The sequence below is a fragment of the Lysinibacillus sp. VIII_CA genome (genome assembly GCF_049943995.1).
GTDB lineage: Bacteria > Bacillota > Bacilli > Bacillales_A > Planococcaceae > Lysinibacillus > Lysinibacillus pinottii.
In genome coordinates, this window is record NZ_JBNFXM010000009.1 from 50,062 (window position 1) to 63,824 (window position 13,763).

Sequence of the window (13,763 nt, forward strand, 5' to 3'; positions counted from 1 at the left end):
TAGAAGAAAGAGAGGGACAACGATGAAGGCGAATTGTTTTCAATGTCAATTTTTTAAAGTAACCTGGGACCCTCAAACTCCACGTGCCTGTGTCGCATATGGCTTTAAAACAAAGCAAATTCCATCCGTTGTCGTGAAACAATCCTCAGGTATGGAATGTTTAAAATTTGTACCAAAAGTAGAAAGTGGGAGAATGTAATGATTCCTTATCAAGCCGTTATACAACAACTTGAAAAACAATTATCTGGTGCAAAAAATGCAGGGAATGATCAGCAGATCCGCGAAGCTCTTACAGCCATTCGTGCATTATGTGATGTGGTGTTAGATTCTCCTGGTAATACGCCATCTATCACGCCACCTTCTAAGCATTTACCACAAATGCTTGGATCAGAGATGAAGCTACCAAGTTTATCTACATCCAAAGTTGAAGAAGATGGAGCAAATGGTGATTCAATTTTTGATTTTTAAACAATATTAAAGGTAGGGTAACGAGCAATGAAAAAATTTATCGTGACAGGGGCTCTTCACGGCCTATTAGCAGTAGCCTTTGGTGCCTTTGGTGCACATGCTTTAAAAGAAATTTTAGATGATTATAGTCGAGGTATTTGGGAGACGGCTGTTCAATATCAAATGTTCCATGCTACTGGTTTGTTGGTAATCGGATTATTAATGAGTTCCAAATTATTTGGTGAAGTGAAGCAATTAAATTTGGCAGGAATTTTCTTTAACCTTGGGATTGTCTTCTTTTCAGGTAGCTTATATGTACTAGCGATTAGTGGTATAAAAGTATTGGGCGCAATTACACCAATCGGTGGTGTTCTATTTTTAATTGGGTGGATACTTATTATTTTATCGGCTTTAAAACATGCTCGTTAATTTTAAATTATGACTCTCTTACATGATTTGTAGGAGAGTTTTTTCTTTATTTTGTAAGAATACGATTTAAATCCTATTCTTTTTGTAAGAATTTATAGTACACTACTACTATTACTTGCAATATTTCGAAAATACAAAAAGAGAGGTTGTGTAGGATGGAAAAGCTATTTACATTATTAGATGAAAATTATGAAGAAATGGTAGGGATTCGTCGTCATTTGCACGAGTATCCTGAACTATCCTTTGAAGAAGTGGAGACACCAGCCTATATAGCTGCCTATCATAAAAAATTGGGTCATGAGGTACGTGAAGGGGTAGGTGGAAGAGGTGTAGTAGCGCTGCTACGCGGTGCAAGGCCAGGAAAAACTGTGGCGTTACGCGCTGATTTTGATGCATTAGCGATCCAAGAAGAAAATGATATACCCTTTAAATCAAAGGTTGCTGGTAAAATGCATGCTTGTGGACATGATGGTCATACAGCAACATTACTAGGATTAGCTAAAGCACTCAATCATATGAAATCTGAAATTACAGGCAATATTATATTTATTCATCAGCACGCTGAAGAGGTGGCGCCAGGTGGGGCAAAGCCGATGATAGAGGATGGGTGCTTAGATGGTGTAGATGTTATTTTTGGTACTCATCTATGGGCTCCCACTCCAATAGGGGAAATTTTAGTGAAAGATGGCGCTATTATGGCAGCTGCGGACAAAGTAGAAATTGCCATTCAAGGGAAGGGTGGACATGGTGCCGAACCACATCACTCCATTGATGCGGTTACTCTTGCTTCACAGTTTGTAATCAGCGCACAACAACTTATCTCGCGACGTATTGATCCATTAAAGTCAGCTGTTTTAACAATTGGTCATTTCGAGGCGATTAATCCGTTTAATGTTATTGCTGATCGTGTTAAATTGGCAGGAACAATTCGCACCTTTGAGGAAGATGTGCGTACACAGATGGAGCAGGAACTAGAAGCAGTTCTAAACGCTACTTGTCTAGCCTTTGGTGCAAGTTATGAATATCGTTATACTAGGGGTTATCCACCTGTTTATAATCATCAGAAGGAAACTGAGTTTGTGGCACAGCTAGCGTCAACTGTCCCAGGCGTAGAGCAAGTGAAAACTTGTCCACCATTTATGGTTGGAGAGGATTTTGCTTATTATTTAGAAAAAGTACCTGGTACATTCTTCTTCACAGGTGCGAAAAGCCCAGAATGGGAAACGGCTTATCCACATCATCACGCACGCTTTGATTTTGACGAACGCGCAATGCTTATAGCTGCTAAAACTTTAGGTAAAGCTACATTGGAATATTTAAAAGATTAAAAAATAAAAATCCGCATACTCTCATCGACGGTTGTCAGTGAGAGTATTGCGGATTTTTAAGACACATGATTGCTCTTATGGATTTTGGTTAAAATAGGCCATTTCTTCATCATATTCAGCGAAATCAAAGTAAATCATTGGGAATAAGAAGCGGTGATTGGATTTAAGTTCACGAATGATAACATGATCTCGTCCAGCAGCTTCTACCACACCACGTACAGTTTTTGTGTTTTTTCCTTGTTCCACTGCATGCTCAAAAGAAAAATGGAAGGTAGCTGGTTTTCCGCGATTCAACCGTAAAATATTTTCTATATAGGACTCTTCACGGCCAGGCGGTCGTCCGGTCGGGATTGTGACTGGGGGAGGAGTCATTTGTTGTTGCGTTGTTGGTGTCCAATAATAAGGCATCATCAATAATCAACCTACTTTCTTTTTAAATTTGAGGACAATCTTCTTCAGTTGGCGAGAAGAAGCAATGAGATTTGTATCTGCCTGTATTCCATTGGCCATACCATTGTGCAGGACAATCACCCGCAGGCATGAAAAACCACAAGGAACGGTTAGCTGGATGGAATCTCTCACCTTGAATTACTCTTTTGGCTAACCGGATATCTTGATCACGTGCTCGTTGATAAAAATAACTTTTTTGAGTTGCTTCAAAGCCACCTGGACGTTGATAAACCATCTGTTCAATTGTTCGAATATTACCAAAATCTAAACAATCCCCCCTTACACGATTAACGCCAACATTCCCAACCATCAGCATGCCTAACTCACCTTCGCCTTCTGCCTCGGCACGCATAAGCCTTGCTAGCAGGGCTGTCTGGGCATCATTCGTCTTAATAACAGCGATTTTCATACCTCCTCGCTGTCAGTATATGCATGATGGTATTGTAGACATGTTCAATTTTCTGAAGAAAGAAATTCACACAACAAAGGTACTATGCATACAGTAGTAATAACGACAAGTCCGTAAAAAATAATCTGAAAGCCATTCATGTTAGATACTTTTTATGAAAAATTGGGTAAATAGAAAAAGATATAAATAGGGGAATAGGAAATCAGTAATTTGCATGTGTAGTCCATACATGTGAGGTGATTCTATTTATGGAAATTGGGGTATGGTTTGGTATATTACTAAGCGCGGTCCTAGCCTTTTTACTAGGAGCGTTTTATGGACAGCCGCTCCATTGGTATCTATTTATTTTAATTATTGTGACAGGTTTTTTTATACAAATGGTCATCTTAATTTTAAAAGTAAAGGATGAAAGCTCTTAAGAAAAAATAAATTCATGGATTAAGGAAGTGTCATCGCAGAGGGGTGACATTTTCTTATTTTTATAGCTAATTTAGCTTGGCCCGTATAGTAACGTTGTTCCGAGACATACTAATGTTGAATTTATTTTTGCATTCATGAAGGAGCGTTACAATGCGTATTTTTAGTATGTTTGTAGCAATAATTATTAGTGCCTTTATGGCAGTCGGGATAGCAGAATACTACCATCAACCCTATAATTGGTATTTGGTCTTTCTGATGATACTTACCGGATTTTTTATTCATACTATCATATTAATATTTGAATCCGAAAATGCGGAGGAAAATGAAATTTAAAATGCGAGTCCTCACTGGGGACTCGCATTTTAACATTTTTAATTGTAATTATTAAACCGTTAAGAATGTAACTAATTTATCGTTATCAAGTAGGTTTCCGACGAAGAATGCGCCAAACTCACCGTAGCGAGCAGAAACTTCATCAAAGCGCATTTCATACACTAATTTTTTAAATTGTAAAACGTCATCAGCAAATAATGTTACGCCCCATTCGTGATCATCAAAGCCAACAGAGCCTGTAATAATTTGCTTTACTTTACCTGCATAACCGCGACCAATCATGCCGTGAGAACGCATTAATGATTTGCGCTCATCCATTGATAGCATGTACCAGTTATCATTTCCTTGACGGCGTTTATCCATAGGATAGAAGCATACATATTTAGAGCGAGGAAGCTCAGGGTATAGACGTGCACGTACATGTGGATTTTGGTATGGGTCTTCATTTGATTCGCCAGCTAAATAGTTTGAAAGCTCAACAACAGATACATAAGAATATGTAGGAATTGTAAAATCAGCAATGGCTAATTTATTAAATTCTGCTTCAAGCTCTTGTAGCTCATCCATCGTTTCACGCAATGTCATAATCATAAAGTCAGCCTTTTGACCAACGATTGCATAGAAGGCATGAGCACCTGTTTTAGCAATATCTGCTTCATTTAATTTCTCTAAATAAGCAAGAAATTCTTCTACTGCTGCTTGACGTTCTTCAGCAGAAACGAGCTTCCATGAAGCCCAATCAATTGAGCGAAAATCATGTAAAGCGTACCATCCATCTAACGTAATTGCTGCTTCATTCATTATTGAAAACACTCCTTTATAAGTGAATACCATTCAAAATTAGTTTATCATAGTTTGTGCAAATTCCCTAAGTTCATGAATGTTATTCACGAATTTGACACCAACTATAGATGATGTATGCTAAAGAGTAGAGATGGAATTAGAGGAGCACCAATATGAAAAGTATTTTACAGCAGCCAATTTGGCGTTATTATGATCAATCAATTAGTGCAAAGCAGCGATCTCCGTTAGAATCCTTTGCCACTGATGATACGCTGTGTCAACTAGTTGGACAATTAGTATCACCCCCAACTATTCGGACGTGGGTCCATGAGGCATCCGTTGTGCTTGGTATCCAAGATCATCGTTTACCATATGTACAGCAGGGAATGGATTTACTAGAATCAAGAGGTTATCAACCTATCGTTCGGAACTCTGGTGGATTAGCCGTTGTCCTTGATGAAGGAATTTTAAACATTTCTATTGTATTATCTGAACAAATGGATTCATTAAGTATAAATGATGGCTATGATGTGATGGTTGACCTCGTTAAAGGTTTGTTTCCAGAGGTGGCAGAGAAGATTGAAGCCTATGAAATTGTAGGCTCATATTGCCCAGGTTCGTATGATCTAAGTATTGAAGGGAAAAAGTTTGCGGGAATTTCACAAAGACGTTTACGCCAAGGTGTAGCTGTGCAAATCTATTTATGTATAGAAGGTAGCGGCTCACAGCGTGCTGCACTCATTCGTGATTTTTATGAGGAAAGCTTACAACAGGAAGAGACGAAATTTAATTATCCACAAATAGTTCCCGAAGTCATGGCATCATTATCGGAGCTTGTCGATCTACACTTAACTGTAGAGGGAGTCGTTATTCGTCTACAGCAATTACTTCATCGCTTAGCTGGTGAAGTACATCCAGAATCTTTTCATGACGAAGAATTAACGTTATATGGTTTCTATTTAAAGCGTGTTTTTGAGCGAAATGCTAAAATGCTAGAACGACATGAATAGACTGATATTAACAAACATAAAAAAGGCGATGCTGCTAATTAAGCGCATCGCCATTTTCAGGCTGGAAATTAGAACTACTTACTACTAGATTTCCGTTTTTCTCCATTTTAAAAACAGGTGCAACACGTTCTTCCTCTTCATCTAACGTAACAAGTCGTCTAGCACGATTCATAATTTGAACGAATTGTTCATAATCTTTGCGAATTGCTCGATTTTCTTCTTCTAGCTTTGTAATAGTTTTCTCTAGTTTTTTATTTTTCTCAGATGTTACATGGACAAGCTGTCTCCATTTTGAAGATTCATTGCCTACTTCACCAGAATGCTGTAAACGCAGTAAATAAGCTATAACAATATCAAGAGAAAGAGCAGATAGCGGAATTGATTTTCCTTCTGCAGCACTACTATTCACTGTAAACATACTAGAAGTGCGACGTCTTGCAGGAGCTCCTAACACTCGCATTCTTTCTTTTCTTTCTTTTTTAGCTTCAGCTAATTGTTCTTCATATTCTTTACGAACAACAGCATTCCAACGGAAACCACAGGCTGCAGCAGTACGATTTAACGCATCACCAGCTTCTTCAAAGGCATTTAGCTGTGTACTCCCCTCCGTTACGTGACGAATTACCGCCTCTGCTAACAATTCATCATTTTCTTCTAGCCAAGCATCTTGTCTGATTTTACTCATATTAAAAACCTCCACCTTTTTTGGTACTTGTTATTTAAGACTAGCATGACCAATCTTTTAACCTTTTATTCATCTATGTAAAAGGAATTATGCTTGAATAGAAGGGGAAAAGTACGATACAATACCCGTTGTAGGTTTGTACGTATGCTGCATACTTAAATATGTGAAGGTCATGCGTTCCATAGAGCGAGCGATTTTTTGTTTGAAAAATACTATATAGAAAGGGTTGTTGACAAAATGGCAAACGAATTTAAAGTTTGCGATGAATGTCAGGCCGTTAACTTAAAAACGTTAATTCCAAAATTAAAGGAAATCGATCCTGATGCAACCATCGAAATTGGCTGTCATTCTTATTGTGGTCCAGGACGCAAAAAAACATTTACCTTTGTAAATAGCCGCCCTGTTGCTGCATTAACCGAAGAAGAACTAATGGAAAAGGTTTTAACAAAATTAAAGAATAAGTAAACAAAAAGCTGTCTCTACTTGTTGGAGAAAGCTTTTTGTTCATTTATAGCAATAGAAATAAAAAGGTTGTAAGTATCTATAGAAAAATGTGAATAAGTATGCTAGTCCTAGATTTATCGCATATAATAGAACTATAACAAAATGGGGGTGCTATACAAATGACATATGCAAACGCTAAATTACAAGAAGAAAAGGTATTTAAAGACCCTGTTCACCGTTATGTGCATGTAAGGGATCAGGTGATATGGGATTTAGTAGGTACAAGAGAATTTCAGCGTTTACGTAGAATTCGTCAGCTTGGTACCACATTTTTAGTCTTTCATGGGGCAGAACACAGCCGCTTTAGTCATTCACTTGGTGTATATGAAATTGTACGTCGTATAGTGGATGATATCTTTGTTGGCCGTGCTGATTGGGATGAAGGTGAACGACTTTTAGTGCTATGTGCGGCGCTCTTACACGATTTAGGACATGGGCCATTCTCACATGCCTTTGAAAATGTCTTTGAACTGGATCATGAATATTATACAAGACAAATTTTATTGGGTGATACAGAAGTAAATGCTGTGCTGAAAAAAGTGGCAGCTGATTTTCCTGAAAAGGTATCTCAAGTAATAGGAAAGACATATCCAAACAAACAAGTAATTAGCTTAATTTCAAGCCAAATTGATGCGGATCGTATGGATTACCTACAACGTGATGCTTATTTTACTGGAGTTAGTTATGGTCACTTTGATATGGAACGGATTTTAAGAGTGATGCGTCCTCGCAAAAACCAAGTGGTCATAAAAGCAACAGGTATGCATGCAGTAGAGGATTATATTATGAGCCGCTATCAAATGTACTTGCAAATTTACTTCCATCCTGTGTCACGTAGTGCAGAGGTTATTTTAAATAAAATTTTAAAACGAGTAAAACAATTAAGTTTGGAAGGTTATACATTTAAGCATGAACCTACTCACTTCCTAGCATTTTTCCGTAATGCAATTACGCTCGAAGATTACCTTGCCTTAGATGAGAGTATTCTTTTTACATATTTTCAACTATGGATGCGAGAGGAAGATACGATTCTAAGTGATTTAAGTCGCCGTTTTGTTAATCGCAAGCTATTCCAATACATTGATTTAGATCCTGGTGTCGAGCTTGATAAATATCAAAAACTACAGGAACTTTTCAAAGAGGCAAACTTGAACCCAGACTACTATCTTGTTCATGATACAACGGCTGATTTGCCCTATGATTTTTACAGACCTGGTGAAGAGGAAGTACGCGTGCCGATTTTCTTAGAAATGAAAAATGGTGAGCTACGTGAGCTTTCACGTGAATCAATTATTGTTGATTCTATTTCAGGACGGATGAAGAGGGACCATAAAATATATTTTCCTTTAGATTTTTTAGAAGATGATTCTACGCACGCGACCGTTAAACGGAGAATATTAACCTTGTTAGGAAAAGACGGAAAATAAAATATGAAATAGAAAGCAGTAAACACGTTCAAAGGAGCGATGTTTACTGCTTTTTTTGTATGTTTAGATGATTGTTTAGAATTTGTTCAGCGCTTTTAGTTATAATGTATCAAAAATGATAAAAGGTGGTGATGTTTATTTTTATATGCGTCACAAAAGTAATGCTTCTAAAATAAAATAAAGGAAAGTTTATAATTTGTTAATTCTTATGTCCTATGTTAGGATACAATTTGGCTTTTATTCACAAGAATGACAAGTTAATTTCAGGGAGGAGAGAAACCGTTGTTTGTGGCAGGCTTTATCTGAAAATGAAAGGAAGCTATCGTCGCAGCAAACAATCAAGCTCTCTATCTATTAAGAAAAGAGGAGTGTCATGAGAAAAAAATGAACATTGCTATGCTGACCATGTTGTTAGTGTTCCAAACACTACTCAGCCCACTGTCAGTATTTGCTTCTGAAGACATTTCGACACCACCAGTCGTGAATGACAATGGTTCGGTTGATGAAATGGAAAAAAATCCATCTACACCTGTGAGCAATGACACAGAGTTGTCAGAAGATAACATAGGTGAGGAAGAGCTTTCTACAACACCGCAAGAAAATGAAAATACGGAGCAAGCTCCTGAGGGCCAAGCTCCTGAAGAAGAAAAAGTGGATGATGAACCCGCTAAAACATTGCCAGTGAATCATACACCATTGGCTGCTCAAGAAATTCCAGCTTCACTATTATCATTTGTAATGAAAATTGGTGAAAAAACAGTTGGAGCAGGTGAATTTGGTGCAGAATTAGATCCTAATACAACTGCTAACTTCACGGTTAAATTTTCCGTGCCAATGCAAGATAGTCAAGCAGAAGCTTGGGGAGACGGGAGTTGGTTTGAATTCCAATTGCCGCAGTCGTTAATTGATTTTGATGGGGCATTCACCGGTAGCAAGACAGTAAACGGTATCACATATAATTATGTAACTACGGATAATAAAGTTCGTGTAGAGTTAAGTGGAATGGAGCCCGGCTCAGGAAGCTCTCAACCAGAGGAATTAACCATCATATTTAATGCTGGTTTTAATAACCTTTCAGACGACATTGAGCAAGATCTGGAAATTCCGGCAGCCACAGGTGGTAGTGAGATCATTAAAGTTAAATTTACTTTCTTACCTTCAACGAGCAACAAAAAGGTAAGTAAGGAGAAAATAGGGACTCCTTCACCAACAATAAGTGGTAATCATGAGATGGAATGGCAGGTATGGTTTAATGAAGCTGGTAAATTATTAAGTAATCCAACTTTAACAGACGAGCCAACATCACATGAAATTATGGCTAATTCCGTGAATGTTTATCAATATGAGGTTGGTCTTAATGGAGTGAGAACAAGTACAGAAAAAAATGTTCTGACAAATGGTAGTTGGAGCGATATTGAAAGTACGCTGACTGGTAAGTATGCATATAAAATTACGTATAAAACGTCTGTAACATTAGAGGCGGATAAACGTGATGGTGCAGTTAATTTTAATAACAGGGTACAATTTACTAACAATGGACAAATAGAATCTTCTAATATGGCAACACACACCATTACGTATGGTAAAGCGCTAGATAAAAAGTTAGATAAAAATACAAACTATGAAACAAAGTGGCATATTGATTACAATCATAATTTGTTAAGTATCGATCAATCTGATGCATATGTTATAGATACAATTAAAGGTCCTCACGAAATCGATGCATCAAGCATTAAGGTTTATAAAATGAACGATGCAGCTGGCCATGTGGCGACAACAGTTTCGGAAGCTAATAGAGTAACAAATGGATTTACTATTACTCCTGCAGCTGGAAATGTTAAAAGCTTCACATTAACCTTTGATAACGATATTTCAGATGCCTATACAATTGTGTATGATGCGAACTATACTAAACAGGATTTTTATGAAAATGAAGCAGGGCTGTTTAATAATAGTGTGACAAGCGGTTCAGGTAAAGAGAAGAATATAAACTATGTACTTACTGAAAACCTATTAAAAAAATCATATACCGTTGATTTTGATAAAAAAGTAATTACATGGACGGTCAACATTGTATCTGATAATCCAACTAAATCAATTAACAACCTAACACTAACAGATACATTTACAGCTGGTGCTGCAGATGGGGTGCATGAGTTAATAGACAACACTGTAAAGCTTAATGGTATAGCAACTACTTATACTCTAATTGGTGGAGATAAGAAAAAAGGCTTTACAATTTCAGGTATTAACGTACCAGCAGGTAGTACATCAACTATCACTTATCAAACGAGCTTCGCAATTGGTGATGAGGGTACTGTACAAAAGCAAGGGTACGGAAATACAGCCGCTACAGAGTGGACAAGTGGCGGTAAAGTATATGAAAAATCAGCTTCTGCGAGCTATATTCCACAATCAACTACTGTTAATAATGGCAGTAAATCGGGATCGTTTGACTACTCCACACAGCAATTTACATGGGATGTAAAAGTGAATATCAATAAAAAGGATATTAATGGAGCTATTTTAATTGATACAGTTGGTGAGGGACATAAGTATTTACCGGGAACAATTGAAGTATTACCTTTAACTAATTTAGGTGGTAGTGATACAGGCGGAACTATTGGTACTACACCGATTGACCCGAACAATTACACAATTTCAGCTGAAACAGATAAAGGCTTTACATTAACATTCAGTGATTCCTTATCAGGAGACATAAACTACCAAGCATATGTGGTTCGTTATAACACAATGGATGACGATCACATTTTAGGTATTGGTTCTGATACGGCTACTGAAAGAGGGAATGTATATACGAATGATGCCACATTCAAAACAAAGGGTACGCAAGAATTTACGCTGGAATCAACGCCAGTAAAAATTGATGAGAATGTAGCGAACAATTTAGTGACAAAAAATAAACCACAACAAAACGCAAGTAAAGAAACAATCACTTGGACATTAGATGTGAATAAATCTCATTCTGATTTAGGTCAAAATGTCATCTTAACAGATTTACCAGGTAATAATTTAATGTTATTGGAAAGTAGTATTCTATTAGCACCATATACAGTATCTAAAACTGGTATTCAAAATGCATCTACCTGGCAAACACCTTTACAATTAGGGGTAACTGTCAAGTTTGATACTCAAGGAGGCTTTAGCCTCGAATTCCCTGATTTAAATCGAAAAGGGTATCAAGTACAGTATAAAACAATAGGCTTTGGTCAAATGGGTGATGCATTAGAAAATACAGCAACATTGCATTATACGGGGCAAACAAAGGCTAATCAAAAAACTGAGAGTGACTTTAAGGGTAAATTTAGCTTTAGTAGCTCTGAATCAGATTTTTCGTCAACACGAGGCAGTGCGAAATTCAAAAAGATTGGTATCGACTCAGCTACAGGTCAATTTAAAGAAAATTTAGCGGATGTTGAATTCCAACTAATTAAAAAAACCGCAAAACCAAATGAATATATCATACAAACAGCTACTACAGATGCAAATGGGGAATTCACATTTGAAAATGTGCCGTACAATGACTATCTCATCCGTGAAGTAGCAGCACCAACTGGTTATACTAAAATGTCTGATTTTAAATTTAAGTTAGATGAAAACACGACACTAAATAAGCAGCCAGACTTAATAACACAACTTGTCAATACGACACCAATAGTGGGTGGTAGTTGTACACAATTCGAAATAGCAATTAAGGATATGGATGGTCATTCAATTACTACAGGGACAGTTACATTAAAGGATCCCAATGGTACAGAAACAGCACCATACAACGTAACAAATGGCAAAGTGACATTACCTAATCATTTTACTGCTGGTGAGTATACTATATCTCATTCAGTTGAAGGTGAATTAGGAAAGGTAACAGTGAAATATGATGGTGGATGTAAAGCTGTAGTTCAACCAGTGCCGAAATGTGAAAACTACACAATTGTTGTGAGAGATGGTCAAGGTAATATTCGTACAAATATTTTAGAATTAACATTAAAGCAAGGTACTACAGTAGTGACAAAGGTATCTCCTGACGCAGGAGGTAGGTTTATTGTTCATTCAAATGATCCTACTAATAGTGTAAAACCAGGTGAATACACAATATATGAGGGTAACCAATTTTTAGGTACAGTTACACTGACATACAAGAAAAGCTGTGGTTATGAATTTACAATTATACAAGCACCAAAATGTGAAACATTCGATTTAACGGTCAAAGATGTTGATGGAGAATTAATAGAAGATAAAACGAAAGTAACTATTAAAGATATAGATGGCAAAACGGTAGCTACTGAAGAAACAAAAGATGGGAAAGTTGAGATAAAAGATTTAGAGCCAGGTGTTTATAGTGTATTTGATAAGGATGGAAATAAAATTGGGGAATTCTCCAGCAATATTGATTGCCATGCTGAAGTTCAGCAAAAACCAGCCTGCGAGCGCTTTACAGTAGAGTTAAAGGATAAAAATAATGTCCTAATTAAGGCTGGAAAAGACGTTGTTATTAAAGATAAACAAGGTAACGTTATTTCAACAGTGATTGAAGCTGATGGTAGCATGACATTTGTTTCTAAAGATGTACCGGCAGGTAAGTATAATGTTTATGACAACAAAGTGTATTTAGGTGAAATTGTAGTTTCTTATAAACAAATTTGTAAAGTAGAACTGCCTATTGCTCCAGCTTGTCCAATTTTCACATTAACCATTAACAATATGTATGGTCAGCCTCGTGAAGGTGTTAAAGTAACATTTACAGATGAAAATGGTGAAGTGGTAGAAGAAAGTGGTACTAAAGAATTTATAACAAATAATATAGGTCAAATTACAATAAGTAATTCATTCATAAAGCCTGGTAAATATATTGTGAAAGAGAATGGAAGTACAATCATTGGGACAGTCGAGGTAGGTAATACTTGTGAGGCTAAAATTCAGCCTACACCACCTGTAACAAATCCTACAACTGATCCGGATCATCCAACATCAGAGCCAGGGCAACCAGTTGACCCAAACAAGCCAAATCCAGAGAAGCCGGTTGAGCCAAATAAGCCAAATCCAGATCCAGAGAAGCCGGTTAATCCAAACAAACCAAACCCGGATCCGGGGAAACCAATCGGTCCAAATAAACCAAATCCAGATTTAGAGAAGCCGGTTGAGCCAAGCAATCCCAAACCAGATACAAACAAACCTACAACTCCTGGTAATGGTGGCACTTCAGCACAAAATGTTATTGATCAAGGGAAACAATTACCACCGTATAATCCATCAAACGTAACTAAAAATACGTTAGATGCTTATAAAGATTTCCTGAATAAATATAGTAAGCTATCAAAAGATGAGCAAACTGAGGTAGCTCAAGCTATTGATATCAATAAAATTAAAGCGGATGCAGAGCGCTTAGAAGCACAGTTGAGAGCACAAGGTAAATTACCGCAAACAGATGGAGCCAATCAAACAGCTCTTGTATTTGTTGGTTTACTGCTTGTAGCTGGGTCAATATGGTTCTTGCGTCGCCGTACAACAGAGATATAA

13 protein-coding genes are annotated in these 13,763 nt (G+C 37.1%); 9 read left to right on the top strand and 4 right to left on the bottom strand.

What is annotated here, in order from left to right:
- Positions 1 to 22 precede the first annotated feature (22 nt).
- From ACP3VS_RS13685 to ACP3VS_RS13700, 4 genes are all read left to right on the top strand, one after another.
- Positions 23 to 199, top strand: coding sequence for a hypothetical protein (locus ACP3VS_RS13685; protein ID WP_012292696.1), 177 nt, complete (start codon positions 23 to 25; stop codon positions 197 to 199).
- On the top strand, positions 199 to 468 hold the full coding sequence (locus ACP3VS_RS13690) for a YwdI family protein (RefSeq protein ID WP_012292697.1): 270 nt from the start codon (positions 199 to 201) through the stop codon (positions 466 to 468). The genes ACP3VS_RS13685 and ACP3VS_RS13690 overlap by 1 nt, the downstream gene beginning before the upstream one ends.
- A 27-nt stretch (positions 469 to 495) precedes the next feature.
- Entirely contained in the window at positions 496 to 876 is a 381-nt protein-coding gene (locus tag ACP3VS_RS13695; RefSeq protein ID WP_012292698.1) for a DUF423 domain-containing protein, read from the top strand.
- Positions 877 to 1,031: 155 nt separating this feature from the next.
- Positions 1,032 to 2,204: a M20 family metallopeptidase gene (locus ACP3VS_RS13700; protein WP_031418450.1), complete on the top strand. Its 1,173-nt coding sequence runs from the start codon at positions 1,032 to 1,034 to the stop codon at positions 2,202 to 2,204.
- A 75-nt stretch (positions 2,205 to 2,279) separates the two neighbouring features.
- Here ACP3VS_RS13700 and gerQ read toward each other — a convergent pair whose 3' ends face one another.
- Together gerQ and ACP3VS_RS13710 are read right to left on the bottom strand one after the other, a co-directional pair.
- On the bottom strand, positions 2,280 to 2,615 hold the full coding sequence (gene gerQ, locus ACP3VS_RS13705; RefSeq protein WP_008176019.1) for a spore coat protein GerQ: 336 nt from the start codon (positions 2,613 to 2,615) through the stop codon (positions 2,280 to 2,282).
- A 22-nt stretch (positions 2,616 to 2,637) separates the two neighbouring features.
- Entirely contained in the window at positions 2,638 to 3,063 is a 426-nt protein-coding gene (locus tag ACP3VS_RS13710; protein ID WP_012292700.1) for a cell wall hydrolase, read from the bottom strand.
- A 248-nt stretch (positions 3,064 to 3,311) separates the two neighbouring features.
- On the opposite strand from ACP3VS_RS13710, the gene ACP3VS_RS13715 reads away from it, so the two are divergent.
- Positions 3,312 to 3,482 (top strand): hypothetical protein, encoded by a 171-nt coding sequence (locus tag ACP3VS_RS13715; protein ID WP_012292701.1) that lies wholly within the window; start codon positions 3,312 to 3,314, stop codon positions 3,480 to 3,482.
- Between the two features lie 385 nt (positions 3,483 to 3,867).
- On the opposite strand, the gene hemQ is transcribed toward ACP3VS_RS13715, so the two are convergent.
- Positions 3,868 to 4,617: a hydrogen peroxide-dependent heme synthase gene (gene hemQ, locus ACP3VS_RS13720; protein WP_031418454.1), complete on the bottom strand. Its 750-nt coding sequence runs from the start codon at positions 4,615 to 4,617 to the stop codon at positions 3,868 to 3,870.
- Positions 4,618 to 4,772: 155 nt separating this feature from the next.
- Here hemQ and ACP3VS_RS13725 point away from each other — a divergent pair, with 155 nt between their 5' ends.
- A complete protein-coding gene (locus tag ACP3VS_RS13725) occupies positions 4,773 to 5,609 on the top strand; it encodes a lipoate--protein ligase family protein (RefSeq protein WP_012292704.1) in 837 nt (278 codons plus the stop codon).
- 34 nt (positions 5,610 to 5,643) lie between these two features.
- On the opposite strand, the gene ACP3VS_RS13730 is transcribed toward ACP3VS_RS13725, so the two are convergent.
- Positions 5,644 to 6,294: an RsfA family transcriptional regulator gene (locus ACP3VS_RS13730; RefSeq protein ID WP_025115432.1), complete on the bottom strand. Its 651-nt coding sequence runs from the start codon at positions 6,292 to 6,294 to the stop codon at positions 5,644 to 5,646.
- 237 nt (positions 6,295 to 6,531) lie between these two features.
- Here ACP3VS_RS13730 and ACP3VS_RS13735 point away from each other — a divergent pair, with 237 nt between their 5' ends.
- The 3 genes from ACP3VS_RS13735 (at position 6,532) to ACP3VS_RS13745 (ending at position 13,763) form a co-directional block, all read left to right on the top strand.
- A complete protein-coding gene (locus ACP3VS_RS13735) occupies positions 6,532 to 6,759 on the top strand; it encodes a DUF1450 domain-containing protein (RefSeq protein WP_008179127.1) in 228 nt (75 codons plus the stop codon).
- Between the two features lie 158 nt (positions 6,760 to 6,917).
- Positions 6,918 to 8,225 (top strand): HD domain-containing protein, encoded by a 1,308-nt coding sequence (locus tag ACP3VS_RS13740; protein ID WP_332292617.1) that lies wholly within the window; start codon positions 6,918 to 6,920, stop codon positions 8,223 to 8,225.
- Between the two features lie 384 nt (positions 8,226 to 8,609).
- Positions 8,610 to 13,763 (top strand): collagen binding domain-containing protein, encoded by a 5,154-nt coding sequence (locus ACP3VS_RS13745; RefSeq protein ID WP_426388956.1) that lies wholly within the window; start codon positions 8,610 to 8,612, stop codon positions 13,761 to 13,763.